The sequence below is a fragment of the Amycolatopsis australiensis genome, assembly GCF_900119165.1.
Lineage (GTDB): Bacteria > Actinomycetota > Actinomycetes > Mycobacteriales > Pseudonocardiaceae > Amycolatopsis > Amycolatopsis australiensis.
Genome location: NZ_FPJG01000006.1, coordinates 826,273 through 851,655, shown reverse-complemented (window position 1 = coordinate 851,655; position 25,383 = coordinate 826,273). Strand labels below are relative to the sequence as shown.

Genomic DNA, 25,383 nt, shown 5'->3' with positions numbered 1-25,383 from the left:
TTGCTGTGGATAACTCACCGCGACTGGTCGGGTGGAGGTGCGTGATGACCCTCGACATCGTCTGGTTCGTCGTCATCGCCTTCTTCTGGCTCGGCTACTTGTTCCTCGAGGGCTTCGACTTCGGCGTCGGCATGCTGCTGCCGGTCCTCGGGCGCGACGACACCGAGCGCCGCGTCATGGTCAACACGATCGGTCCGGTCTGGGACGGCAACGAGGTCTGGCTCATCGTCGCCGGCGGAGCGATGTTCGCCGCCTTCCCCGGGTGGTACGCCAGCCTGTTTTCGGCCGCCTACCTGCCACTCCTGCTCGTGCTGCTCGCCCTCATCGGCCGCGGCGTCGCCTTCGAGTACCGCGGCAAGGTCGACTCCGAGCGCTGGCGGCGCACCTGGGACCGCGTCATCGTGCTCGGCTCGTGGATCCCGCCGCTGGGTGTCGGCCTGATCCTCGCCACCACCGTCCTCGGCCTGCCGCTGGACGCCGAAGGCAACCGCGTCGGTTCCGCGTTCGCCGCCTTCCGGTGGGAAACCCTGCTCGGTGCGGTCGCCATCGCCGCCTTCTCGATCACCCACGGCGCCGCGTTCCTCGCCCTCAAAACCAGCGGTGAGCTGCGCGAACGTGCGCGCTCGCTGGCCCTGCGGCTGCTGCCGCCCGCCATGGTGCCGATCGTCGCGTTCCTCGCGGTCGTCCAGTGGCGTCAGGGCACGCTGTGGACGCTGCTCTCGTTCGGGATCAGTGCTCTCGCGGCGGCCGTCGCCTGGCTGCGGCTGCGCGCCGACCGCGACGGACAGGCCTTCGCCGCGCTCGCCGTGGTCATCGCCGGCGCCGCCGTCACGCTGTTCGGGGCGCTCTTCCCGAACGTGCTCCCGTCGACGCTCGACGCCGCCAACACGCTGACGATCGAAGGCACCGCGTCGAGCCCGTACACGCTGACCGTCATGACCTGGGTCGCCGTCTTCGGTGCTCCGGCCGTGCTGATCTACCAGGGCTGGACGTACTGGGTGTTCCGCAAGCGCATCGGCACGCAGCACATTCCGGCGGTCCACGCGCCATGACCAATCTTCCCGGACGCGCTCCCCTTTCCGCCTCGGAGTCCACAGTGGACTCGGCGCGGCCGGGAAAGGGCCCGCTCGGCGCATTGCCGGCCCTCGTGCCTGCCGTGCGCCGGGCGCTGGCCCTGGTGGGGTTCCTCGCGTTCCTCAACGCCGCCGCGCTGGTGGCACAGGCATTCCTGCTCGCCGACGTCCTCGCGGCGATCGTCGGAGCAGGTTCCGGGGGACGCACCGCCCAGCTGGCCGCGCTGCTCGCGCTCGTCGCGACGCGCGCCGTGACCGGCTGGGCGGTGCGCACGGTCTCCGCCCGCGCGGCCGCGACGGCGCAACGCGAGTTGCGCGCCCGGGCCGTCGACCACGCGCTTCGCCTGGGTCCCGAGTGGATCGCCCGCCGCGGGCACGGCGAGCTGACGGCGTTGACCACCCGCGGGCTCGACGCCCTCGACGCGTACTTCCGCGAATACCTGCCCGCGCTGGTGACGGCGGCCGTCGTGCCGCTCGGCGCCGGCGCGGCGATCCTGTTCGCCGACTGGCCGTCCGGCGTCATCGTCGCGCTGACGGTCCCGCTGCTGCCGGTGTTCGCGATCCTCGTCGGGAAGTTCACGGCCGGACGCGTCGCCGGGGCGACGGACGCGACGCACCGGATGTCCGAACGGCTCCTGGAACTCGTCCGCGTGCTGCCGGTGCTGACCGCGTTCCGCCGGGCCACCGCGCAGGCCGAGACCGTCCGGCAGCTGTCCGAACGCCACCGCCGCGCGACGCTCAAGACGTTGAAGGTCGCCTTCTCCTCGGCGTTCGTACTCGAACTGATCGCGACGCTGTCGGTGGCGCTGGTCGCGGTGGTGATCGGTGTCCGGCTCGTCGGCGGCCACCTGCCGCTGGCCATCGGGCTCGGCGTGCTGATCCTCGCGCCGGAGTGCTATCAGCCGCTGCGGGCCGTCGGCGCCGCGTTCCACGCCAGCGAAGACGGTGTCGAGGCGGTCCGGCGCGTCGCCGACCTGCCGGCGTTGCCGGTCGCCGCTCGCGGGAGCGCCGTCCCGCCGCGGGGCGAGCTGCGCGTTTCGTCGCTGCGCGTGGCGCGCCGCAGCGGGTTCGCGCCGGACGGCGAGACGTTCGTCGTCCGTCCGGGCGAGACGGTCTGGCTGCGCGCCCCGAGCGGCGGCGGCAAGTCGACGACGCTTTCGGCGCTGCTCGGCTTCGTCCCAGCGCACGACGGTGCCATCACGGTCGGCACGACGAACCTCGCCGACGCCGACCTCGAGCGTTGGCGCGAGCAGGTCGCGTGGGTGCCGCAGTCCCCGGTGTTCACCGGCGGCACGGTCCGCGAGGAGGTCGGCTCGGGTGCGTCGCTCGCCGAACTCGGTCTCGACGGGCTCGCGGACCGCCCGGTGGACCGGCTGTCGCTGGGGCAGCGTCAGCGCGTCGCGGTGGCGCGCGCGTTGCATCGGGTGCGGAGCGGCGCGTGGCTGCTGCTGCTCGACGAGCCGACGGCGCACCTCGACGAGGTCAACGCCCGCCTGGTGCTCGACGCGGTGCAGCGCGCCGTCGACAACGGCGCGGCGGCGATCATCGCGGCCCACGAGCGCACGACGGCTGTCGACATGTCGCCAGAAGCGGCGGCCGTTCCGGAGACGTCCACAGTGGACGATTCTCGGCCGCCGCTCGGCTGGCGGGCACTGCTCGACGGCCGGCTCTTCGGCGGCGCCGTGCTGGGTGCGGTGGCCTTGCTGGCCGGGGTGGCGCTGACCGCGACGTCGGGCTGGCTGATCGCCAAGGCGTCGCAGCAGCCGCCGATCCTGACGTTGACGGTCGCGGTGGTCGGCGTCCGCGCGTTCGGGCTCGGCCGCGCGGGGCTGAGGTACGTGGAACGGCTGGTCACGCACGACGCCGCGTTCCGCATCGCGGGCGGGCTGCGGGTGCGGCTGTGGAATTCGCTGGTCCGCCTCGGGCCGGCGCGGAGCCTGCGCGCGGGCGAAGGACAGCGTCGCCTGGTCGCCGACGTCGACACGGTGCGCGACCTGCTGCCGCGGGTGGTATCGCCGCCGCTGGTGGTGGCGCTGGTCGCGGCGGGGGCGATCGCCGTGCAGACGTGGGTCCTGCCCGCGGCGGGACTGGCCTTGACGGCGGCGGTCGCGCTGGGCCTGTGCACGCCTTGGGTGGCGTTGCGGGTGGAGCGTCGTGCGACGTCGGCGCTGGCGGACGGGCGGCGTGAGGTGTCGTCGCGAGTCCTGGTGATGTTCGAAGCGGCGGCCGAACTGCTCGCCTTCGGCAAGGCCCGCGACCACCGCCAAGCCCTCGCGGAGGCCGACACGCGCCTGGTGGCGGAGGCGCGCCGGCAGGCGTTCGGCGCGGGTGCGGCCGAAGCCGTGGTGACGTTGACCTGCGGCGCGGCAGCGGTGGCGAGCACAGCACTCGCGGGGGCCGCGGTCGCGGCCGGACGGCTCGACCCGGTGCTTGCGCCGCTGCTGGCGTTGGTGCCCCTGGCGCTGGCCGAGGTGCTGGCGCTGCTGCCGCCGGTGGCCCAGCACTGGGACACGCTGCAGCGCGCCCGCCGTCGCTTGGCCGACACACCCGAGCGGCCCGCGTCGCGAGTCGTCGACAGCCGCGTGGTGCTGCGGGAGGCCGACCTCGGCTGGCCGGGCGGACCGGTGGTGCTGCGCGACGTCGACCTCGACCTCGCGCCGGGGACGTACGCCGCGGTCGTCGGGCCGAGTGGCGCCGGGAAGTCGACGCTCATGGCCGCGTTGCTGGGCTTCCTCGAGCCTCGGCGCGGAGTGGTGGCGGTCCCGGAGGCCGTCGCGTGGGCGCCGCAGGAGCCGATGCTCGCGGCCACGACCGTCGCGGAAAACCTGCGCCTCGCCCGCCCGACGGCGACCGAGGACGAGCTGCGCGAGGCGTTGCACCAGGCGGCGTTGGATGATGTCGAGTTGTCGACATTGCTCGGCAGCGGCGGCAGCGGCCTCTCCGGTGGTCAGGCGCAGCGGGTGGCGTTGGCGCGGGCGTTGCTGGGGGCGCCGTCGTCGGGGCTGGTGGTGCTGGACGAGCCGACGGCGCACCTCGACGAGCCGACGGCTCAGGCGGTGCGCGCGAGGCTGCGTGACGCGCTGGCGGGCCGGACTGTGGTGCACGTGACGCACCGCCCGGAGGAGGCGCAAGGCGCGGACGTGGTGCTGGAGGTCCGCGACGGGCGGGTCGTCGCGCGGGTGCCGGTTTCGTGATCGATTCGGGAAGCGTGCTTGCCGCCCCGCCGCAGCACCGCGCGATAATGACGGAACTCATGGATCCAACGCTTGCCGCGCGGGCCCTGTCCGCAGCCACGGAGATCACGAGCACCGCCCTGTCCGGCGACGACCCGGGAGCGGTGCTGGACACGGTCGTGGCCAGGGCGGCCGAACTGGCGGACGCGGACCTGGGCCTGGCGATGGTGAGCGCGGAAGACGGCCGAGTGGTGGTGGAAGCGGCGCACTACGCAAACCCCCACCCGGAGGTAGGCGAGGTGGCCGACCCGCGCGCCGGCTGGAGCACGGAGGCGGAGCCGCCAGCGACCGGCAGCGGGACAGCAGGCAGCCTCGCGTCAGGCGAGCCAACCGCCGGCGCGAGTGCGCGACCAGTGGTCGACGTTGCCGGGGCAGCGGGCAGCCCTGCGCCGGGCGAGCCAACTGCCGCCGCGAGTGCGCGACCAGCAGCCGCCGAACCGTCCCGCGACCAGGGCACGTCCACGACCGCCGGTGAATCCCTCCGCGGCCTGGCCCTCCCCGCGGACTCCGCTGCCGGGCGGGTGGCCCGCGGTGGTGAGCCCGTCGCCAGTGCCGACTTCACCGTCGATCCACGTACGGCGCCTTTCGTGCCCGCCGAGCTGCAGGGCTACGGCCCCTTCGCCGCCGCACCGTTCGGCTCTGGAGGGCGGGTTCTCGGCGCTCTCACCGTCTACCGCAAGCGGGGCCGTGAGCCCTTCTCGGCCGGGACCGTCGAGATGCTCGTCGCCTTCGCTGCCCAGGCCGGCGTCGTGCTCGCTCTCGCCGAAGGCGCCAACGCCCGGCACCGCGTCGCGCTCTACGAAGAGCGGGAGCGGATCGCCCGCGAGCTTCACGACGTCATCGTCCAGCGGCTCTACGGCGCCGGCATGCAGCTCGACCGGGTCCGGCGCAACATGCGCAAACGATTCGCTCAGGCCGATGGTGCTCGCCTCTCGGACGCGATCGACCAGCTCGACCAGACCATCGAGGAGATCCGGGGCACTGTGCGCGCGCTGCGGTCACCGGAGCCTCGCCACGACACCGGCACGCCCACCGACCTCGCCGAGTCGGCGCGCGGCGAGGTCCGCATCGCCGGCGAGCTGCTCGGGTACCCGCCGACCCTGGAGCTGTCCGGCGAATTCGCCGACATCCCCGCCGAACGCGCCGACCACATCCGGGCCGCGCTGCGCGAAGCACTGTCCAATGTGGTCAGACACTCCGGTGCCAGTGAAACCCGCGTGACCCTCACCAGGGACGCCGGCGGCGTGAAACTCCGCGTCCGGGACAACGGTTCCGGTGTTCCCCAAGGCGTCGCCACTCGTGGCCTGCGTCATCTCGCCGAACGCGCGGACGCCGCGGGCGGCAAGTTCTTCCTGAACTCCTCGCCCAGTCTCGGCACACTCGTCGCGTTCGACCTCCCACTCGATTGACCGCGATCTAGCCTTCTCGGGTCATCCAGCCTCCCTTCCTCGCCCTCAAGGAAGATCGTACCGGTTCGTCGAACACATATTCGACTCACGTTCGAGTGAAAGTGAAGCGGGAAAAGCGCTGATCGACATGGCAGTCCGTGACCACAACGCAGCGAACGGAGGCTTGCGGACACGATTGCCGCGCAGAGTCACTTCTCCCGGCGCGCGATCCAGGCGGCGGCCTGCGTCCGGCGCTGCATGCCCAGCTTCGCGAGCACGGACGTGACGTAATTCTTGACCGTCTTCTCGGCGAGGAACAGCCGCTCGGCGATCTCGCGGTTCGACAACCCCTGGCCGATCAGCTCCAGCACGTCCCGCTCACGTTCGGTCAGCGTCGCCAGCTCGTCCGTCGGCGGGTGCCGCATCTTGTCCAGCACCCGCGCGGTGCTCAGCGGGTCCAGCAGCGACCGCCCGGCTGCCACCTCGCGCACCGCGTGCACGACGTCCTGCCCCCGCACCTGCTTGAGCAGGTAGCCGGCGGCGCCGGCCATGATCGCGCCGACCATCGCCTCCTCGTCGTCGAACGCCGTCAGCATCAGGCAGGCCGGCGGGTTCGGCTTGGACCGCAGCTCGCGGCAGAGCGTGATGCCGTCGCCGTCGCCGAGGCGGACGTCGACCACCGCGACCTCCGGCTCGACGTGCATGGCCACCGCCAGTGCCTCTTCGACGCTGCTCGCCTCGGCGACGACCTCGATGTCGGGCTCGTCGCCGAGGAGGTCGCGGAGCCCTCGGCGGACCAGTTCGTGGTCGTCGACGAGCAGTACCTGGATCGGCATATCCCCAGGCTACGGGGTGTGCCGGCGCCGTGGTGACGTCCGGTCCGCACGTCACACCGGCCATACGCCCAAAGTGTGACCGGAAACCACGTAACAGTTCCGCGGGTGCGTATTTCCGCCGACGACTACGCAGGTCAAAGACGAACGAGAAAGAATCACCAGCCAGACCGGTTCCGGTGAGCCGCCGACATTCGCGAAACTCCGTAACAGGGCCGCCGCGGCCGCGATAGTAACCAGCACATTCGCCCCGATTCTTCCCCGAAAGGACTTCCGGTGTCCTTGTTCCGCCGTGCCCTGACGACGGCCGCCGTCGCCGCCGGCCTCGCCTTCGTCGGCCCCATTCCCCTCGCCTCCGCGCAGCTCGCCGCGGACAGGGACTGCTCGGACTTCCAGTACCAGGAAGACGCGCAGGCGGTGCTCGACCGGGATCCGGCCGACCCCAACCACCTCGACGAGGACAAGGACGGCAAGGCCTGCGAGTCGCTGCCGTCGCGCCCGCGGCAGCACACAACCGCGCCGGTGCCGGAAAAGGCCGCCACCACGGCGAAAACCGCGCCGAAAACCACGGCCAAGAAGCCCGCGACGGGCAGCCAGGTGAAGATCAAGCCGGTCGGCGGCGTGGCCACCGGCGGCGGTGAGCCGGACGAGAGCGTGCCCGGGTTCCTGGTGGCAAGCGGCGCGCTGCTCGCCGCGGCGGCCTCCGGTGGCATGGTGCTCTACCTGCGCCGGCGCACGAGTTGAGGCACCCGCGCCTGTGGCCGGCGGTCACGGCGGTCGCCGCCGCGCTCGGCGCGATCTTCGTGGTGGCCGCCATCTTCGCCTTCTCGCCGCGCCCGGCGGTCCCGCTCGCACCGCCGTCCGCCACGCCCGTCGAGATCGCGCCGGCGACCACGGCCACACCCTCCGGCGGCGCGCTCCCGGCGGCGAAGCCGGCGTCCCTGAGCATCCCGGCGATCGGCGTGCGGGCCGACGGCATCAAGGACCTCGGGCTGACGCCGAACGGCGAGCTGGAGGTCCCGGGCGACGCGACGACGGTCGGCTGGTTCACCGGCGCGCCGTCGCCCGGCGAGATCGGGCCGGCGGTGCTGGCCGCGCACGTCGACTACAAGCACGTCCCGGGCGCCTTCTTCCGGTTGAAGGAGCTGCGTCCGGGTGAGCAGGCGAAGGTCCGCCGCGCGGATGGCCGGACCGCGGTCTTCACTGTCTACCGCGTGGACCGCTACGCGAAGGCGGAGTTCCCGACGGACGAGGTCTACGGCGACACGGCCGAGCCCGAGCTGCGGCTCATCACGTGCGGCGGCGAATTCGACCGATCGAGTGGAAACTACCTGGACAACGTCGTGGTCTACGCGCGGCTCACGGCCGTCGAGGACTAGGCCAGATCGACCCGGGCCAGCTCGAGCCGCCGGTAGCCGCGGTCGCCGAGCGACCAGACGTCCAGGACGTCGCCGTCCAGCTCGGGGTACGCGATCACCAGCCGGACGGGCCCGGCGTCCCCGCGATAGACGACCTCCGCGGGGATGCCGGCCTCCAGCTGCCAGCAGAGCTGTTGCTGCTTCGGCGTCAGACGGCCCGCGTAGCGGTCGCTCATCGCACGGGCCAGCTGCCCGCGCAGCAGGGTGGGCCCGGTCGCCGGCGCCGCGAGCAGCCGTTCGGCGTGGCGGAGCGGATCGGGCGGCCCATCGGCCGGCTGCGCGTCCCGGATGACGGCCGTCGGCGCCGCCGGTTCGCGGGCGGGCAGCACGATGCTGCCGTCGGCGGCGTGGCGGGTCGGCGCGTACCCCGCGTCACGCAACGCCTCCAGCGTGCCCGAAGCGTCCACCGTGGACGTCAGCACGGTCGGCGCCACCGCGTGCAGGCCGAGCTTGGCCAGCTTGCGGTGCGCGGCGAGTTCCGCGAGCACGGCCGGTTCCCCGACGACGACGCTCGCGACCTCGTGCACCTGCGCCTCGCCGTGCCGCCGCGCGACGTCGTTGACCAGGTACACCAGTGGTTGCGGCAGCTCGCCCGCGGCGATCGCGCGCAGCTCGCCGAGCAGCTCCGCGGCCGTCGTGCCCTGGTCGAACGCCCGTCGCACGCTGGCGGGCGAGAACCGCCAGCTGGTCGCGGTGCCCTGAGCCTCGCGGTCGGCGACGCGGTCGAGCGACGCGGCGAGCCGGGCGTCCGGCGAACCCGGCACGATCGCGGTCAGGTCGGTGCCGAACAACGCCGTCGTCCGCGCGCGGGCGACCAGCTCGCCGGTGACTTCGACCAGCTTGCCGTCGCCGAGGAGGGCGCGACCGGCCGCGGTGACGGCGCCGTGCGCGACGACGCCGAGCAGCTCGGACTCGGAAAGCGCGTCCTGGACCTGCCCGGCGAAGTCCTCGGTCGGCAGCATCGGCGCGTGCCACTCGGCGAGCGTGGTCAGCGCGTCGACATCCGCGATCGCCGTGCCGGGTTCGAGCCGCGCCAGCAGCCGCACGACGAGGTGCCGCACCAGCGTGGCGACGTCCGTCTCGTACTCCGGCGGCACCGGGTCCCACCAGGTCGTGAGCAGAAGACGGTAGAGCAGCGCCGGTTCCGGCCGGGCCAGGCCGGGGTCGGGCGCGAGCGTGGGCGCCTGCTGGCCGCGACGCGCCGGAGGCGGCTCGTCGGCCAGCAGCAGCCCGGCCTGCGCCGCGAGGTCGAGGGCCAGCTCGATCTCCGGCGGTGTCGCGCCGGTCTCCTTGGCGAGCTTCTTGACCAGGCGCGTCCCGATCGTGCCGTCCTTGAGCAGCGGCAACGGTTCGGCGGCCAGGTCGAGGAGCGCCGAGACGCGGTCGAGCAACCGCAAGGCGGCGGCCGACGACGTGGCTTCGGCCGACTCCGTGCCGACGTGCGTGACGGGACACCCGGGCTCGTCGGGCGTGAACGGCAGCTGGTGGTCCGGACCGCGCAGGGCGAGCGCCACCTCGATCGGCATGACGGCGCCGCCGTGGTGGGTGGCGAACAGGAAACCGTGCTCGAACGGCCAGCCGTCCGGCGCGACGCCGTCGATTTCGGGAACGCCGTCGGCCATGTCCCGCAACAGTTTCCGCGCCGGCTCGGGCGCGGTGCGGAACAGCTCGCGCACGCGGTCACCGTCGCGGTAGAAGCGCACGAGGTTCTGCAGTCCTTCGGGCAGCCCGAGGACCCGGCACAGCCGCGCGCGGCGCATGTGGCCGATTTCCCCCAGCAGATCCGCGACCGGCTGCCCGAGTCCTTCGGCGCGAAAGGTGTTCTTGCGCAGGAGGTCGGGAAGGGTGACGCCGCCGGAGTCGCGCCACAGCAGGGCCCGCGCAGTAAGTTCGTCCACAACGGACTCGACGCGACCGGGAGCGGCGCCGAGGAGCCGCGCGATTTCGGTGACCGGCATGGGCCGCTTTCCCAAGGCGTACCCGACCTGAACGGCGCGCACGACCTGCACCTGCGGCAGGGCAAGCCCGAGCACGGCATCGTTGACGGACTGGGCGGAGGCAAGCCGCGCCGCGACGACGTCGAGCCGCCGCGGCCACGGATCCCGCAGCACGTCCGGCCGGTGGCCCAGCACGTCCGCCAGCTCGTCCCGCCCCATGGCAGCGAGCCTGCCGAGCAGCTCGTCGGCGGTGGTCATGCTCCGAGGCTACTGGCGACCGGTTCACCGCCGCCGGTACGGTCGGGCCGGTGCCACGGCTCATCCACCTGAACGGGCCCTCCGGGATCGGGAAGTCGACGATCGCGCTCAGTTACGCTGAACGGCATCCCGGCGTGCTCGATCTCGACACCGATCGGGTCGTCTGCCTCATCGGGGGCTGGCGGGACACCTTCTTCCAGACCTTCAGGGCCGCGCAGCTGCTCGCGCTCGCCATGGCCGAGACGCACCTGCGGACCGGGCACGACGTCGTCATGCCGCAGCTCGCCACCCGCGTTGCCGATGTCGAGCCCTTCGAAACCGCTGCTCGGCAGTGTGGGGCCGAATACCGGGAGATCCTGCTGACCGCGCCGAAACCCGTTGCCTGCGCGCGGTTCGCCGGGCGGGCCGCCGGTGGGGACGCCACGACCCGTGGCGTCGACGACGTCGTCAACGAACTCGGTGGGGCCGCCGTCGTCGAACGCATTCACGACCAGCTCGCCGCCTACCTCCCGCTGCGGCCGGGCTGCCTTGTAGTGCCCACCGGCGGGCGCACGCCCGAGCAGACCTATGCCGATGTCGTCGCGCTGGTCGACGGGGTTTCCGCCCGCTGAGGGCCGTGTTGTTCACTGGAGTCATGACCGTGATCCCCGAACTCGCGCTGCGGCAGATCGAACGGTGGTGCGCGCGGCGGGTGCCCGAGCACCTCCGTGATCGCCTCACCGTCGAGTGCCGGGTCCGGGACGGGGTGGTCACCATCGTCGAACTGCACGCCGACGCCGGGACCGAGCGGGACATCGCGCAGCTGCGGCTCGACTCCTTCGGCATCTGGTCGATGCTGCGGTCCGACGGCGCCGGCGGGTGGCTGGCCGATCCGGACGGGCCCGTCGCCAGCACTCCGCCGCCCCTGCTCGGCCGGCTCTGACTCAGTCCGGCGGCGGGAAGCGCAGCTCGTTGCGGTCGATCTTCGCGTGCGCCGCGGCCGCCAGGTCCACGCCGAGGCGGTCCGCCAGCTGCAGCAGGTAGAGCGTGACGTCGGCGATCTCGTCCAGGACCTGCGCCTCCAGCGAAGGATCCTCGCGCCACGCGTCGGACTCCTCCGGCGTCAGCCACTGGAACAACGAGGTCAGCTCGCCGACCTCGCCGGACAACGCCATCACTAGGTTCTTCGGGGTGTGGTACGGCTCCCAGGCGCGGGCCGCCGCGAAGCCGCGGAGCCGCTCGGTCACGTCGTCGAAGGTCACGGTGCCGATTGTCCCCGGCCGTCACGGTGCGCTAACAGCCGTATGGCGGACTGCCGTTGACCGGTGAATCTCTCACTCAATAGGTTGAACTTCGTCGGGATGTGTGCGGGCCCAAGACCGGGAAAGGAACGTCTTGAAGTACCTGCGATCCGTCCGCGGCCGCATGTTGTGCATCGCGTTCGTCCCCGGCGGCGCGCTCGTCCTCGTGGCCCTCGTGATCGCGTTCTTCCTGGTGCAGCAAGCCGATCGCACCCGCGACGCCGGGGTGGAGACGGCCAACGCCGCCGACCGGACCGCCCGCGCCGTGGTCGCGCTCCGGACCCAGCGCAGTGAAGCGATGTCCGTGCCTGGCCGGCGTTCCGCCGCGTACGCGAATTTCACCCGGCGGATCGACACCGCCATCGACGGCCTGCGCGACTACGCCCGTCACGCGCCGGACGCGGAATCGGCCTACCAGCAGATGACCGCGGTCGAGCTGCTTTCCGCCGCCGAAGGCATGTACCGCTCCGATTCCCTCGCGCTGGCCGGGCTCGACGACGTCACGCGGCCGTCGTTCGCCGAGGCCGTCGCCGGCTACCGGACCGGGCTGGCCCGGATCGCGCCGCAGCTCACCGACAGTGGCCGGACGGCATACGAGTCGCTCACCCGCAGCGCCGACTGGACCACGCTGACCGCTGCCGAAGACGCCCTGGCCGCCGGCCGGCCGCTGCCCGTCCCCGAGTCCACCTGGCGCAGCGCCGCGTACACCGTGTCGCAGCAACTCGGCTTCCTGTACACGCAGCAGAACCAGTACGCCGTGCAGCTCACCCTCGACGAAGGCCGCCGGACGCTGACCGGCGCGCTCGCCGCGAGTGCGGCGCTGCTGCTGGGGGCCGCGCTGCTGCTCGTCGTCGTGCGGCGGCTGGTCGCGCGCGTGCCGGTGCCGGTCGTGCCGATCATGGTGCCGACGATGCGGGCGGCGATCCCGCGACCCCGGCACGCAGCGTCACGACGGCCGCGCGCACCCGAACCCTGGCCGATGAAAGCCGTGCTCGACGACTTGCGCCGTCGATGAGCACGTCACCCGCCGTCACCGGTTACGCCGAAAAGAGCACGCGGTTGGCCCACACGCCGAGCCGACGTGGTCGGGCAGACTGGTGCGCGTGAGTCCCCACTCGGATCTTCGCCCCTACCTGCGCACTTTGGACGCGGAGACGCTGGCGGACCTGCTGCACGCCCAAGCCGAGCGTGACCCTGAGCTACGGCATTCGCTCGAACTGCGCGCCGCCACCCAATCCGGTGACGTCAGTGAGGCGCACCGGCTGCTGGACACCGCGGTGACCGACGGGAACGTCGAGTACACCGCGAAGATCGGCGCGGTCCTCGACACGCTGCAGCGCATGCTCGACGCCGGCAGCCGCGCCGACCTGGCCCCGCTCGCCCGCCGGACGGTCGACGACATCAGCGAGGTCCTCGAGCAGTCCGGCGACCACGCCGGCGACCTCGGTGACCGGCTGGAACGCGCCGTCGAGCTGTACGCCCGCGCGTGCGCCGCCCGGCCGCCGGACCCGGAGAAGCTGGCGGACTGGATCCTCGAAGTCGAGTTCGACGGTCCCGGCTGGCCGGTGCTCGAACTCGCCGAGTTCGCGACGGCGCTGGGCGAGCGCGGGCTCGCGCGCATCAAGTCCACTGTGGACGACGTGCTCGCCACGGGCGTGTCCGGGCACCGCCGCGACGTGGCCGAACGGCTGCGGGAGCAGCTGGCGGAAGTGCGCGGCGACGTCGACGAGCTGGTCGCGATCCTCTCGGCCAAGCCGCCGCGCGTCGACGTCAGCCTCAAGATCGTCCGGGTGCTGCGGGCCGCCGGACGGCACAGCGAGGCCATCGCCCACGCCGCCCGCGCCCTCACGCACGACAAGCACCCGCCGGAGCCCGCGAGCCGTGACAGCGACAGCGACAGCGAAACGACCCGGCGGCGCAGGGAGTTCGACGACCGGCCAAGCCGCGAGACGTACTTTGCGCTGCGTGAAGCCGCGCAGGCCGAGGGGAAGTGGACGGCGCAACGCCGGGCCGCGCTCGCCCGGCTGCGCGAGCTGGCCGCCGAAGGCGTCGAGCAGGCCGACGAGCTGGCCCGCGTGCTGCTCGAGGACGGCCGTCCCGACGAAGCCTGGCGCGCCTGCGTCCGGTTCGGGGCGTCACCGCAGCTCAAGCTCGAACTGGCCGAACAGCGGGCCGCCGAGCACCCGGCCGAGACGATCCCGGTGTTCCGCGAGCACGTCGAGGAGCTGATCGAGCGCAAGGACCCGCACGCCTACCGCGAGGCCGCGCGCCGGCTGAAGCTGTTGCGCACCTTGCACAAACGCGCCGAGACCGCGGACGAGTTCACCGCCTACCTCGCCGCGCTGGTGGAAACCCACCGCCGGAAAACCCGGCTGATCACGGAAATCCGCGCCGCGCGAATCGCGTTGCCCAAAGCCGTGACAGCCGGGACTCCGCCCCGGGCCGGGGGCGCCGCCACCCGGACCCCCCGAAAAGCCTCGTAACCTCGCCCCACGCCTCTCGTTGACCCCGGTGAACCGGTGTGCACGTGCACCGGGACACCGCTAGCGCGCCAAGGCGATGACGCCGCTCTGGCCAGCGACGTCGCGGTGGCCCTGTCCCGCCGTCCGGCTCGGCGCCTCCCCGTCGAGCACCCGGCGGGACCCGCGCCAGGGCCACCGCGACCGCTGAGCTGTGACATGCGGGGCTTCGCCACCCGGGCCCCCGCATGAAGTCGCGCAGGTGAAAACATGAAGCCATGAGCCCGGTGAGTCGCGCCCGCAAGAAGGCCCCGCAGCCCGTCACCCACAGCGTGACCGGCCTGTTCAAGGAAATCCTGAACGACTTCTCGGCGCTGGGCGCCGACCCCGCGCCGGTCGACGTCGAGCTGCTCGCCTCCGAAGTCCTCGGCCAGTTCCGCGACGTGCCGCTCGAAGACGGCGACGAGCCGCTGGGCCTGGAGCTGATCGGTTTCGCGCAGCGCAAGATCACGCCCGGCGCCGCGGCGCTGCTGGCCGCGCTGAAGGTCGTCGCGGAGACCGACGTCGAGCGCAAGGCCGCCGAGGCCGGGCTGCAGGTCGTCCTCGGTCGCGGCATTCCCGAGCCCGCCTGGGCCGCGGACCTCGGCCGCGTCACCGCCGGCGAGTGCTGGCGGACCGGTGACGTCTACGGCGACGAATCGTCCCTGCTCTGCGTCTTCTCCCACGGCGACACGGCGTACGGCCTGCTTGCGCTGCTCGACTTCACCGAAGGCGGCCGGGTGCGGGACCTCGTCGTGATCGAGCAGCCCGCGGACGTCCTCGCCGAGATGCGCGAACAGGCCGAAGCAGATCCCGAGCTGGTCGTGTTCGAGGCGGTCGACCCCGCCGAGGCGCACCGCCTGCTCTCCGACGGCCTCGCCGCGACCGACCACCTCGAGGACGCCGACGTCAGCGAGGACTACGGGCGCTTCCACGCCATCGCGCTGACGTGGTCGCGCGAGCTGCCCGAACCCGCGCTCGTCCCCGAGGTCGCCGCGTGGTCCGACGACGAACGGGCCGCCGTCGTCGAGCAGTTCGTCGCGGCGAGCGGCGAAGACGCCGACGCCGCTCGCGCGATCGGGACGCTCCTGCTGGAGCACGGCCTGCGCACCGACCCGGCGAACCCGCTGCGCGTCGGGCCCGAGAAGATCGCGCGGTTCCTCGAAGGCGTGCTCGGCGAGGAGTACGAGCTGGACGCCGACCACGAGGACGCCGTCGAGCCGGTCGTCCTCGCCTGGGTGCAGTGGACGGCCGAGCGGGCCGGGCTGACCGAGACGGCGATCGCCGCGCTCGACGAAGCCGTCGCCGACTACCTGAGCGAGTACGCCGACGAAGACGACTCGCCGCTGGAGCGCTACTTCGGCGACGTCGGCGACCTGTCGCCGACCGAGCTGGCGGACGCGCTGGAACGCCGGATGTTCGCCGTGCCGTCGCTGACCACGGAGATCGAGGACGAGGAAGTCGACCTCGACCCGACCGACCCGGAGCAGCGCCGGGCGCTCGTCATCGCCGAAGCCGACGAAGACGAGGACGAGCAGCGGCTGATCCTGCGCGCGACCGTCGTCGACCAGCTCTGGGACGACGAGCCCGCCGAAGCCTGGCAGGCCGCGCAACGCCTGCAGGAGGGCGAGCTCGACCGCGACGAGATCTTCGAGCAGCTGATCGACGCGCTGGAGAACAGCCTGGTGGACGTGGAAACGCTCGAATACGACGCCGACGCCTACGTGGCGGCGCTGGCCGGACTCTGACGCCTAGGGGAGGGGGCCTGCCGGTTCGGCGGGCTTCGCGAGGTTTCGGGGGTTCCGGGTGGCGAAGCCCCCGGCCCCGGTTGGCACAGCCTTGCGGCGGCGCTCCTGCAACCGGTCGTCGAAGTCCACGACGAACGTTCCGGCGGCCATCGCGATCAGCAAGGCCAGCCCGAGAACCGCGCCGACCCACGTGAGGATCATCGAGAACATCGTGGGCCTCCTCCCAGCTCAGAGCCGTTTTCCTGACTCCTTCAGGGTCGCTTTCACCGGCGGCCGGGGGTATCGGCCAACCGGTTACGGCTGAACGGCCCGCCTCGGCCGATCGGCCGGGGTTCCGGCGCGGAGAGTCGCAAAGCCCTGACGAACCGTGTCCGCGCCTTCGCTCAGCGTGCGAATCGCGGGCATGTGGGTGACGTGGTGCGTGACGACGTCAGAGCTTGCGCAGCCGGACCCGGTTGATCGTGTGGTCGGCGTCCTTGCGCAGCACGAGCGTCGCGCGGGGCCGGGTCGGCTTGATGTTCTCCATCAGGTTGGGCTCGTTGATCGAGCGCCACAGGTGCCGCGCCTCGGCGCGGGCCTCGTCGTCGGGCAGGCCGGCGAAGTGGTGGAAGTGCGACGCCGGGTCCGCGAACGCCGTGTGCCGCAGCTCCAGGAACCGCTCGATGTACCAGCGCTGGATGTCGTCGGTGTGCGCGTCGACGTAGATCGAGAAGTCGAAGAGGTCGGACACCATCAGCCGCGGCCCCGGCTGCAGCACGTTCAGGCCCTCGAGGATGAGGATGTCCGGCTGCTGCACCACCTGCTCCTGGCCGGGCAGGATGTCGTAGGCCAGGTGCGAGTACACCGGCGCGGTGACCCGCTCGGCACCCGACTTGACCTCGGTGACGAACCTCAGCAGCGCCCGCCGGTCGTAACTCTCGGGGAAGCCCTTGCGGTGCATGATCCCGCGCCGCATCAGCTCGGCGCGCGGGTACAGGAAGCCGTCGGTGGTGACCAGGTCGACGCGGGGGTGGTCGGGCCAGCGGGCGAGCAGCGTGCGCAGGATGCGCGCGGTGGTCGACTTGCCGACCGCCACGCTCCCGGCGATGCCGATCACGAACGGCACCTTCGTGCCGCGGGAGTCGTCACCGAGGAACGTCGTGGTCGCTTCGTAGAGCCGTTGGCGCGCGGCGACCTGCAGGTTGATCAGGCGGGACAGCGGCAGGTACACGTCGGCGACCTCGGCCAGATCGACCTGTTCGCCCAGACCGCGCAGCCGCAGCAGCTCGGCCGCCGTCAGCGGCAACGGCGTGGAACTGCGCAGTTCCTTCCATTGCTCCCGGTGCAGCTCGACATACGGGCTGAGTTCGCGGACCCGGGTCATCGCACACTCCTCCGGCCGTCGCCTGCACTGGCGGACGTTCACCTGCGTGATTAACGGTAGGGCTTACCGCGGGTGAACGCGCTGTGATGTAGTCCACCTCGCCTTTACGAGGAATCACCGCGCGTGACGAAAAACCTCGTCCCAGGCCGCCGCGACCTGCCGCGCGCACGTCGCGGGGTCGACGCCGCCGACGCCGGTGCCCAGGCCCGGCATCGCGATCGTGTCGACGGCTTCGCGTACCGGTCCCTGGTCGAGCTTGCCGTCGCGCCACAGCAGGAACACGGCGCGAGCCGCGAGGTAGGGGTGCACGGTGTCGGCGGGCAGCAGCTCGCCGGGCTCGCGCATGGTCGGCGCGCTGATCAGCCAGGCCGGCTCGGCTTCGCCGGTCGGCACGACCACGGCCTCGCCGATGGGTAGCTCACCGCCGTGAAAGGCCAGGACGGCGCTGCGGACGCTTTGCTCCACGCCGGGGAACGCCCGCGCGTAGACGGCGTCGATGCCGCCGCGCATCCAGCCGTAGGAGTTGGCCGGGCTGACCACGGCCTGGGCGACGACGTCGAGGACCGACCCGCGGTGCACCCGGACCCGGCCCGTTGGAACGCCTTCGGGGGTCCGGGTGGCGGAGCCCCCGGCCCGGGGCGGAGCCCCGGTTGAACACAGCTTCTCGGCGACGGTGGTCCAGGCGGTGGCGAGTGGTTCATCGACGGCGCACAGCACCAGCTCCGGTGTGCGAGGGGAGACCGGCGGGTTCGTACCCTCACGGCCGGTGTGCGTGCCCGAGTCGGCGGTCACGTCCCTAGCATCGCAAAAAATGCCACCCGGCGTAACCGGTTCGAGTACCGGCTGTCCGAGTGAAAGTCGCCACGGCGAGGCCCCGTAGCCTGGGGTTGTGTCACGGATCGCATACTTCGGCCCCCAAGGGACCTTCACCGAACAAGCCGCGCGGGTCCTCGCCGGCGGCGAAGAACTGTTTCCGGTCGAGACCGTGCGGCTGGCGATGACGGCCGTCCGCACGGGCGAGGCGGACGCCGCGTGCGTCCCCATCGAGAACTCGGTCGAAGGGGTGGTGCCTGCCACGCTCGACGCGCTGAGCGAGTCGACGCCGCTGGTGGCCGTCGCCGAGGCCATCCTGCCGATCCGCTTCAGCGTGCTGACCCGGCGCGGCAGCGGGGACGTCAAGACCGTCGCCAGCCACCCGCACGCGCTCGCCCAGGTCCGCGAATGGCTGGAGGCGAACCTGCCGGACGCGCACCCGGTGGCGTCTTCCTCGACCTCGGCGGCCGCGGTCGGCGTGCTGGAGGGCCAGTTCGACGCCGCGGTCTGCGCGCCGGTCGCCGTCGAGCACTACGACCTCGAGGTGCTGGCCACCGACGTCGCCGACGTCACCGACGCGGCGACGCGGTTCCTGCTGGTCCGCGCGCCGGGGGAGCTGCCGGAGCCGACGGGCGCGGACCGGACGTCGGTCGTGGCCGCGGCCGCGAACCGCACCGGCACGCTCGCCGAGCTGCTCACCGAGCTGGCGACCCGCGGCATCAACCTGACCCGGCTCGACGCGCGGCCGACGCGGAACAACTTCGGCGAGTACCGCTTCTTCATCGACTTCGAGGGGCACGTGGCCGAGCCGCGGATCCTCGACGCGCTGACGGCGTTGCGCCGGCAGTGCCGCAACCTCCGGTTCCTCGGCTCGCACCCGCGCGCCGATGGGACGCGTACCACGATCGAGCCCGGCTTCGGCAACGACGACTTCGTCGACGCCGCGGTGTGGGCCGACGCGGTCCGCAAGGGGGACCTGGCGTGAGGCTGCTGCTCATCCGCCACGGTCAGACCGAAGGGAACGTCCGCGGCGCGCTCGACACCGCCCTGCCCGGCCCGCCGCTGACCGAGCTGGGCCGCGCGCAGGCCGAGAAGCTCGCCGCGCGGCTAGCGGGCGAGCCGATCGTGGCGGTCTACGCGTCGCAGGCGACCCGGGCCCAGCAGACGGCCGCGCCGCTGGCCGCGCAGTTCGGGCTGGACGTGCAGGTCGTCGACGGCGTGCACGAGGTCGTCGCCGGTGACCTGGAAGGCGCGACCGACCACGAGTCGATCCGGACGTACATGGACACGGTCCGGCGGTGGACCCTCGGCGAGCTGACGCCGTCGCTGCCCGGTGGCGAGAGCGGCACGAGCGTGCGCACCCGCATGCTCGACGCGGTCGCCCGGCTGCGCGCCAAGCACGAGCAGGCCGATCCCGACGGCGTGGTCGCACTGGTCAGCCACGGCGGCGCGATCCGGCTGGCCGGCGAGTGGCTCGCGCCGAACGTCCACGCGGACGTCGCCAACGCGGCGTTGATCCCGAACACCGGCCTGGTGGAGCTGGCGGCGCGTCCGGAGGGCGGGTGGCACTGCCTGACCTGGGTTGACACGCCGCTCTGATCGTCACGAAAGTGTAATCCCGTCACGTTTGAGATACGTTTGGTGGGGAATTAACAGAACGGGCCAACCCGCCGGAGACCCGCACGTCTACCCAGTAGCAGCACACCAGGGAGGCGATTGACATGGTTCGGACGAAGCTTTCACGGTTGTTCCCGGTCGTCGCGGCTTCGGCGGGCGTTCTCGCGCTCTCCGCCTGCGGTAGTGGCGGGACGACGAACTCGGCGAGCAGCTCGACGCCGTCGACCACGGCGTCCCCGACCTCCACCACCGTGACCACCACCGAGTCCAGCGCCACCAGCTCCGCGGCGACGACGCCGCCGGCCGCGCAGCCGGCGGACAACGGCCTGTGCAAGGCCGGGGACGTCAAGCTGTCCCTCGGCCAGGGCGACGCCGGCGCCGGTTCGGTCTACCGGCCGCTGCTCATCAAGAACGTCAGCTCCAAGCCGTGCACCATCCAGGGCTTCCCCGGCGTTTCGTACGTGGCGGGCAGCGACGGCCACCAGGTCGGCAAGGACGCCTTCCGCGAAGGCACCAAGGGCAACGCGGTCAAGCTGGACCCGGGCCAGACAGCCGCCGCCGACATCCAGTTCGTCAACGTGCACAACTTCGACCCCGGCACTTGCGACCCGACGCCGGTGAAGGGCCTGCGCATCTACCTGCCGCAGGAGACCGCGTCGAACTTCGTCCCGGCCGAGGGCACCGGCTGCGCGAGCACGAAGATCCCGGGCAACCAGCTCGCGGTCAAGACGGTCCACCCGGCCTGACGCGGGTCAGATCCGGGCGCAGATCTCCTGGGCCTGGACCAGGTGCCGCTGGCCGGAGATGTCGTTGAAGTGCAGGCTCAGCACCATCCTGGCCACGCCGTCGATGTGGTCGGCCAGCGGCTGGTAGGTCGCGTTGACCTGTGCGGCCGCCGCCGACAGCTCGCGGGCGGCGGTTATCCGGTGCAGCCGTTCGGGCGTGAGGCCAGGCGTCAGCGACGGCTGCGCGTCCCGGCTCGTGTCCGGTAGCTCGCCGACCCGGTCGAGGGCCTGGCACGCGGCCAGCGCGTCGTCGAGCGCCCCGGCGTGCACGCCGGACAGGCCCCACAGCAGGCCGAGCACCCCGCCGCCGAGCACGAACCCGGCGACCGCGCACAGCACCAGCAGCCGCCGCGACGGCTGAGGTGCCGCCATGACCTCGCCGGATTCCGCCGGGGGTTCGTCGAAGTCGGGACCGGCGTCGGTGCCGGTGCCGGGTTCCACGGTGCGCATAGCCGCCTCCCACCACCTGGGTGATGAGATATTTCAGCTCACAATCCGGGATCCTGGTGCGTCAGCGCCGCGGCTGAGTCCGATTTGTCATCGAGCGAGAACCGGCGCAGCGCGACGGCGGCGAAGCCGGCGATCAGCAGCATCGCCAATCCGGACACCGCGAACGTCCGCGCCGCCGTGCCGAGCGCCTCGGTGAGCACGCCGCCGAGCAGGGCACCGAGCGGGATCGCGCCCCAGACGACCGTGCGCCACACCCCGAGCACCCGGCCCAGCAGCTCGCCCGGCACCAGCGTGTGCCGCGCGGTGGCGAGCACGACGTTCACCGCGACCACGGCCGCCGCGAACAGGCCGAACAGCGCCGCGCCCGCGACCGGCGACCGCACCAGGCCCATGCCGCCGAACCCGGCGGCGCAGCACACGATCCCGCCGACCACGACCACGCGACGGCCGGTCGCGCGCACCAGCCGCGGGGCGACGCCCGCGCCGAGCAGCCCGCCGATCCCGCCGACGAACGCGAAGAGCCCGTACGTCGCGTCGGACAAGTGCAGGTCTTCGAGCGCGTAGAGCACCAGCTGCGCCTGCGCGAGTTCGCTGACCAGGCTGAGCAATCCGGCGACGACGACCAGCCGCAGCAGCAGCGCGTGCCCGCGCAACCAGCGCAGGCCGTCCGCCAGCTCGGTGCGCAGCTTCGCCGGCTTGACCGGGGTTTCCGCCTTCGCGCGGTAGGTGCCGGCCAGCCCGAGCAGCACCGCCGCCGCGATCGCGAAGCCCGCGGAGTTGAGGATGAACGGCAACGCGGCGAAGAGCGCGAAAGTCAGGCTGCCGACCGGGCCACCGAGAAACGTCTGACCGACGATCTCGCACGCCTGCAGCTTGCTGTTGGCCGCGTCGAGCGAGCCGTCGCCGACGACCGCCGGGATCAGGGCGTTGGCCGCGCTGTCCGCGATCGTCTCGGCGGTCCCGATGACCAGCGCCGTCAGGTAGACCAGCCAGATCGTCATCCCGCCGAAGGCGACGAGCACCGCCAGCGTCCCGACCGCGGCGGCGCGCGCGGTGTTCGCGACGATCATCGCGCGCCGCCGGTCGATCCGGTCGACCAGCGCGCCGGCGACCGCGGCGAACAGCAGCCACGGCAGGAACTGGGTGGCGGACAACCCGGCGATGAGCACCGGGTCCCGGGTCAGGGTCGTGGCCAGCAGCGGCAGCGCGACCTTCCCGATCCCGTCCCCCAGGTGGGACGCCGCGCTCGACGTCAGCAGCCACGTGAGTCTTCGGCCGCTCCCGTCGTTCCGGGCTTCGTTCACTGTGCCTCCCCGCACGAATCGAAGTCACCCCACGACTTTGGGTGACAAGGATAACGGCGGGCCGGGCCCGGTGTGGTCACATTGTCACTACCGGTGCCGGAAAACCGGCGGCGGTCAACCCCAGCCGAGCTCGTGCAGGCGCGCGTCGTCGATGCCGAAGTGGTGGCCCAGCTCGTGCACGACGGTGATGAGGACCTCCTCGACGACCTCGTCCTCGTCCTCGCACATGGCGAGGATCGGCTGCCGGTAGATCGAGATCCGGTCGGGCAGCACCCCGCCGTAGGAGGACGTCCGCTCGGTCAGCGCGATCCCGTGGTAGAGCCCGAGGATCTCCGGTGCCTCGTCGTTGAACTCCTCGACGAGGACGACGACGTTGTCCATCGCCCGCGCGAACTCCGGCGGGACCTCGTCCAGCGCTTCCGAGACCAGCTCCTCGAACCGCTCCCGGCTCATCTCGACGGGCATCAGCCGTTCTGCTTCGTCGACGGCGGGGCGGAGTTCGTGCTCGGGCCGCCGCCGCCGTCCGACGGCGGGCCGCCGTCCTGGGGCTGGCCACCGTCGGGGCCGCCGGGCGCGGCCTTGATGCTGCCGGTGACGGCCTGCAGGCCGCTCTTGTCCGGCAGCAGCGCCGCCACCTTGCAGTTGACCTTCGTCGACCCGGCGTCCCAGCTCTCCTGCTCGCGCACGTCCCAGGTCAGGATCAGCTTCTTCGCGTCGAGGTCGGCGCCGCCGGTGTAGTCGGCGGCCTGCTTGGTGCACTCGGTGTCGAGCCAGGCCTTCTGGTCGTCCTGCGACGGGTAGGCGTCCTTGAACTTCGTCTTGAGGTCGAGGATCGCGATGATCTCGTAGGAGTGCGGGTTGGTGCACTCGATCGGGTCGCCGACGCTCTTGCCCCGCAGCGCCAGGCAGGTGCCCGGCGGGAAGACGAGCGACTGGTCCTGCTCCTTGGCGGGCCCGGTCGTCGGCAGGAGCTTGCCGCCGGGGCCGGCCCACTGCAGGCCACACCGCAGCTGGCGGTCGCCGTCGTCCCACTGCGACGGGGTCGGGCGCAGCAGGTTCGTGGTGAGCTTCCCGTACGGGTCGAGGTTGTGGCCGAGGTAGGGCTTCACGTCGGCGGTGCACTTCTGCTGCGCGATCTGCTGCCACTGCTCCAGCGAGGGCACCGGAGCGCCGGCCGGGAACTGGGCGCCGATGTCGACGAGCGCGGTCACCTCGAACAGGTGCGGCTGGGTGCAGGCGACCTTGCGCGCGTCGCTCGCGTCCGGGTTGTCCCAGGTCAGACAGCTGCCCGGCGGGGAGTGGAAGGCTTCCTCGGCGGCCGCGGACAGCTTGCCCGTCCCGCCGCCGGAGCCGCCGGTGATGCCGTCGCTCCACGAGAACACGACGCTGAGCGCGAGCGCGATGAGCGCGCCCGCGAAGATCCCGCCCATCACGACGCGGGTGCGCAGCGTCTGCGTGGCGGTGGGGAACCGATCGGCGCTGGGAGACATCGCAGTCCATGATGCCCGCGCCGCGCGCGACGTGCGCGATCCGGGTGGTTAGGGTGGTCACGGTTTCGTGGTGGCCGGTGATTACGGAGCGCACATGACGCAGGACAGCAACACTGGGGACCAGCCGCCCCCCGAGCCGCCGAAGCGTGGCTCGATGAGGTTCCAGGACTCGAACACCCAGCCGAAGCAGCCGTCGATCGCCGAGCAGCGGGCGCGGCAGCAGGCGCTGGCGCAGCAGGAGCGGGACGAGGAACTGGCCCGCCAGGCCGACGCCAAGGCGGCCACGCGGCGCAAGATCCTCATCGGCAGCGGCGTCACCGTCGGGCTCGTGGGCCTGGTCGCGACGTTCTACTCGGTCGCCAAGACCGAGAACGTCACCGCGGTCTGCACCGACGCGAACGGCGTCGTCCAGAACGACGACTACTGCGACGAGTCGTACGTGACCAGCCACCACGGCTACTCGAGCGGCGGATTCTGGTTCATCCCGATCCCCGGCGGCGGCTACCAGAGCTACCGGTACAACTACGGCGGCACCGGCACGATCGGCCAGCACGTCTCCGGCGGCTCGTACGACCCGCCGTCGGCGCGCACCAACGTCACGACGAAGAGCGGGAAGTCCGTCCAGCGCGGCGGGTTCGGCATCAGCGGCAAGAGCGGCAGCGGCGGCAGCGGCAAGAGCGGGGGATCGTAGGTGTACCGGGACCGACGTGAGCCGCGGCGCGACTGGCAGCGGATCGTCGAGGAGCAGGGACTCGTCTACGGCACGCCGGCCCGCGACAGCAGCGGCCGCGTGCGGCCGTACTGGGACGAGTCGGTGCACTACGTCTTCGACATGGACGAGGTCCTGTCGCTGGAGGCCGACGTCGAGCTGCTCCACTCGATGTGCCTCGAAGCCGTCGACAACGTCGTGACGACCGAGGGCTACCAGCGCTTCGGCATCCCCGAGTGGGTCTGGCCGCACATCGCCGAGTCGTGGAAGCGGCAGGACCCGCACGTCTACGGCCGGTTCGACCTGCGCTACGACGGCAAGTCGCCGGCCAAGCTGCTGGAGTACAACGCGGACACGCCGACCACGCTGCTGGAGGCGTCGCTGCTGCAGTGGCACTGGAAGACCGACGTCTTCCCGGACGACGACCAGTGGAACTCGATCCACGAGAAGCTGGTCGAGCGCTGGGGGCTGCTGCGGGACAAGCTGCCGTCGAACGAGCTGCACTTCACCTGGTCGGCGGCCGACCCGACCGGCGAGGACAACGTCACCACGGCGTACCTGCAGGAGACGGCGGCCGAGGCCGGGCTCGACACGGTGGGCCTGGCGATCGAGGAGATCGGCTGGGACCCGGTGCTCAAGCGGTTCGTCGACCTCGAAGAGGCGCAGATGGCGACCGTGCTGAAGCTGTACCCGTGGGAGTGGATCGTCGACGAGGAGTTCGGCCGCCACGCCGTCGAGTCGCTGCCGCGGACGCTGTGGATCGAGCCGCTGTGGAAGATGATCCTCTCCAACAAGACGCTGCTGGCGATCCTGTGGGAGAACTACCCGGGCCACCCGAACCTGCTGCCCGCGTTCGCCGACGACCCCGGCATCCTCACCGAGTACGTCCGGAAGCCGAAACTGGGCCGCGAAGGTGCGAACGTCCAGATCGTCGCGACCGGCTACGAGACCCAGACCGACGGCGTCTACGGCGCCGAAGGGTTCGTCTACCAGGCGTTCGACCCGCTGCCCGAGTTCGACGGCTACCGGCCGGCGCTCGGCGCGTGGATCGTCGGTGACAGCTCCGCGGGGCTGGGCATCCGCGAGACCGGCGGGCTGGTGACCGACGACGGTGCGGCATTCGTCCCACATCGGATTCCCGAGCCGTGATAGAACACCGCTGCCGATCCGCCCTTTTCACCCAGGA

25 protein-coding genes are annotated in these 25,383 nt (G+C 72.0%); 15 read left to right on the top strand and 10 right to left on the bottom strand.

Annotation, left to right across the window (positions count from 1 at the left end; translation table 11 throughout):
- The first annotated feature begins 44 nt into the window (after nt 1-44).
- The 3 genes from cydB to BT341_RS05285 are packed head-to-tail and all read left to right on the top strand — an operon-like array spanning nt 45 to nt 5,715.
- On the top strand, nt 45-1,052 hold the full coding sequence (gene cydB, locus BT341_RS05295) for a cytochrome d ubiquinol oxidase subunit II (protein WP_072475192.1): 1,008 nt from the start codon (nt 45-47) through the stop codon (nt 1,050-1,052).
- Nucleotides 1,049-4,267, top strand: coding sequence for a thiol reductant ABC exporter subunit CydD (gene cydD / locus BT341_RS05290; protein ID WP_072475191.1), 3,219 nt, complete (start codon nt 1,049-1,051; stop codon nt 4,265-4,267). Before cydB ends, cydD begins: the two co-directional genes overlap by 4 nt.
- A 59-nt stretch (nt 4,268-4,326) precedes the next feature.
- On the top strand, nt 4,327-5,715 hold the full coding sequence (locus BT341_RS05285; protein WP_072481792.1) for a GAF domain-containing sensor histidine kinase: 1,389 nt from the start codon (nt 4,327-4,329) through the stop codon (nt 5,713-5,715).
- 188 nt (nt 5,716-5,903) lie between these two features.
- Here BT341_RS05285 and BT341_RS05280 read toward each other — a convergent pair whose 3' ends face one another.
- The gene (locus BT341_RS05280; protein WP_072475190.1) at nt 5,904-6,530 is read right to left on the bottom strand and encodes a response regulator; all 627 of its coding nucleotides are present in this window, start codon (nt 6,528-6,530) and stop codon (nt 5,904-5,906) included.
- A 273-nt stretch (nt 6,531-6,803) separates the two neighbouring features.
- On the opposite strand from BT341_RS05280, the gene BT341_RS05275 reads away from it, so the two are divergent.
- Both BT341_RS05275 and BT341_RS05270 read left to right on the top strand, forming a co-directional pair.
- Entirely contained in the window at nt 6,804-7,271 is a 468-nt protein-coding gene (locus BT341_RS05275) for an excalibur calcium-binding domain-containing protein (protein ID WP_072475189.1), read from the top strand.
- On the top strand, nt 7,268-7,906 hold the full coding sequence (locus tag BT341_RS05270; protein ID WP_072475188.1) for a class F sortase: 639 nt from the start codon (nt 7,268-7,270) through the stop codon (nt 7,904-7,906). The genes BT341_RS05275 and BT341_RS05270 overlap by 4 nt, the downstream gene beginning before the upstream one ends.
- Here the strand turns inward: BT341_RS05270 and BT341_RS05265 are convergent.
- Complete coding sequence (locus BT341_RS05265; RefSeq protein ID WP_072475187.1) at nt 7,903-10,140, bottom strand: helicase-associated domain-containing protein; 2,238 nt, start codon at nt 10,138-10,140, stop codon at nt 7,903-7,905. The genes BT341_RS05270 and BT341_RS05265 overlap by 4 nt on opposite strands.
- A 50-nt stretch (nt 10,141-10,190) precedes the next feature.
- Here BT341_RS05265 and BT341_RS05260 point away from each other — a divergent pair, with 50 nt between their 5' ends.
- Both BT341_RS05260 and BT341_RS05255 read left to right on the top strand, forming a co-directional pair.
- Entirely contained in the window at nt 10,191-10,751 is a 561-nt protein-coding gene (locus BT341_RS05260) for a P-loop nucleotide/nucleoside kinase family protein (protein ID WP_072475186.1), read from the top strand.
- 23 nt (nt 10,752-10,774) lie between these two features.
- The gene (locus BT341_RS05255; protein WP_072475185.1) at nt 10,775-11,062 is read left to right on the top strand and encodes a DUF3024 domain-containing protein; all 288 of its coding nucleotides are present in this window, start codon (nt 10,775-10,777) and stop codon (nt 11,060-11,062) included.
- 1 nt (nt 11,063) lies between these two features.
- On the opposite strand, the gene BT341_RS05250 is transcribed toward BT341_RS05255, so the two are convergent.
- The gene (locus BT341_RS05250) at nt 11,064-11,381 is read right to left on the bottom strand and encodes a nucleotide pyrophosphohydrolase (RefSeq protein WP_072475184.1); all 318 of its coding nucleotides are present in this window, start codon (nt 11,379-11,381) and stop codon (nt 11,064-11,066) included.
- A 133-nt stretch (nt 11,382-11,514) separates the two neighbouring features.
- Here BT341_RS05250 and BT341_RS05245 point away from each other — a divergent pair, with 133 nt between their 5' ends.
- From BT341_RS05245 to BT341_RS05235, 3 genes are all read left to right on the top strand, one after another.
- Nucleotides 11,515-12,435 carry a nitrate- and nitrite sensing domain-containing protein gene (locus BT341_RS05245; RefSeq protein WP_072475183.1) on the top strand — a complete coding sequence of 307 codons (921 nt, stop codon included), beginning with the start codon at nt 11,515-11,517 and terminating at the stop codon, nt 12,433-12,435.
- Between the two features lie 88 nt (nt 12,436-12,523).
- Nucleotides 12,524-13,903 (top strand): DUF6880 family protein, encoded by a 1,380-nt coding sequence (locus BT341_RS05240; protein WP_342750201.1) that lies wholly within the window; start codon nt 12,524-12,526, stop codon nt 13,901-13,903.
- Nucleotides 13,904-14,157: 254 nt separating this feature from the next.
- A complete protein-coding gene (locus tag BT341_RS05235; RefSeq protein WP_072475181.1) occupies nt 14,158-15,666 on the top strand; it encodes a hypothetical protein in 1,509 nt (502 codons plus the stop codon).
- 3 nt (nt 15,667-15,669) lie between these two features.
- On the opposite strand, the gene BT341_RS05230 is transcribed toward BT341_RS05235, so the two are convergent.
- The 3 genes from BT341_RS05230 to BT341_RS05220 all read right to left on the bottom strand — a co-directional run bounded on the left by BT341_RS05230 (nt 15,670) and on the right by BT341_RS05220 (nt 17,821).
- The gene (locus BT341_RS05230; protein WP_072475180.1) at nt 15,670-15,876 is read right to left on the bottom strand and encodes a hypothetical protein; all 207 of its coding nucleotides are present in this window, start codon (nt 15,874-15,876) and stop codon (nt 15,670-15,672) included.
- Nucleotides 15,877-16,096: 220 nt separating this feature from the next.
- Nucleotides 16,097-17,029 carry a type I pantothenate kinase gene (gene coaA, locus BT341_RS05225; protein WP_072475179.1) on the bottom strand — a complete coding sequence of 311 codons (933 nt, stop codon included), beginning with the start codon at nt 17,027-17,029 and terminating at the stop codon, nt 16,097-16,099.
- Nucleotides 17,030-17,143: 114 nt separating this feature from the next.
- Complete coding sequence (locus tag BT341_RS05220) at nt 17,144-17,821, bottom strand: macro domain-containing protein (RefSeq protein ID WP_072475178.1); 678 nt, start codon at nt 17,819-17,821, stop codon at nt 17,144-17,146.
- 97 nt (nt 17,822-17,918) lie between these two features.
- Between BT341_RS05220 and pheA the strand changes: the two genes are divergently transcribed.
- From pheA to BT341_RS05205, 3 genes are all read left to right on the top strand, one after another.
- Nucleotides 17,919-18,827 (top strand): prephenate dehydratase, encoded by a 909-nt coding sequence (gene pheA / locus BT341_RS05215; protein WP_072475177.1) that lies wholly within the window; start codon nt 17,919-17,921, stop codon nt 18,825-18,827.
- Nucleotides 18,824-19,441 (top strand): histidine phosphatase family protein, encoded by a 618-nt coding sequence (locus tag BT341_RS05210; protein ID WP_072475176.1) that lies wholly within the window; start codon nt 18,824-18,826, stop codon nt 19,439-19,441. The genes pheA and BT341_RS05210 overlap by 4 nt, the downstream gene beginning before the upstream one ends.
- A gap of 122 nt (nt 19,442-19,563) precedes the next feature.
- Complete coding sequence (locus tag BT341_RS05205; protein ID WP_425426302.1) at nt 19,564-20,205, top strand: DUF4232 domain-containing protein; 642 nt, start codon at nt 19,564-19,566, stop codon at nt 20,203-20,205.
- A 6-nt stretch (nt 20,206-20,211) separates the two neighbouring features.
- Here the strand turns inward: BT341_RS05205 and BT341_RS05200 are convergent, their stop codons facing one another.
- From BT341_RS05200 to BT341_RS05185, 4 genes are all read right to left on the bottom strand, one after another.
- Nucleotides 20,212-20,694 (bottom strand): hypothetical protein, encoded by a 483-nt coding sequence (locus tag BT341_RS05200; protein ID WP_072475174.1) that lies wholly within the window; start codon nt 20,692-20,694, stop codon nt 20,212-20,214.
- 38 nt (nt 20,695-20,732) lie between these two features.
- Entirely contained in the window at nt 20,733-21,998 is a 1,266-nt protein-coding gene (locus BT341_RS05195; RefSeq protein ID WP_072475173.1) for an MFS transporter, read from the bottom strand.
- A gap of 114 nt (nt 21,999-22,112) precedes the next feature.
- A complete protein-coding gene (locus BT341_RS05190) occupies nt 22,113-22,463 on the bottom strand; it encodes a metallopeptidase family protein (RefSeq protein WP_072475172.1) in 351 nt (116 codons plus the stop codon).
- Complete coding sequence (locus BT341_RS05185) at nt 22,463-23,488, bottom strand: septum formation family protein (protein ID WP_072475171.1); 1,026 nt, start codon at nt 23,486-23,488, stop codon at nt 22,463-22,465. Before BT341_RS05185 ends, BT341_RS05190 begins: the two co-directional genes overlap by 1 nt.
- 154 nt (nt 23,489-23,642) lie before the next feature.
- Between BT341_RS05185 and BT341_RS05180 the strand changes: the two genes are divergently transcribed.
- Complete coding sequence (locus tag BT341_RS05180) at nt 23,643-24,179, top strand: hypothetical protein (RefSeq protein WP_072481791.1); 537 nt, start codon at nt 23,643-23,645, stop codon at nt 24,177-24,179.
- On the top strand, nt 24,180-25,346 hold the full coding sequence (locus BT341_RS05175; RefSeq protein ID WP_072475170.1) for a glutathionylspermidine synthase family protein: 1,167 nt from the start codon (nt 24,180-24,182) through the stop codon (nt 25,344-25,346).
- Nucleotides 25,347-25,383 lie beyond the last annotated feature (37 nt).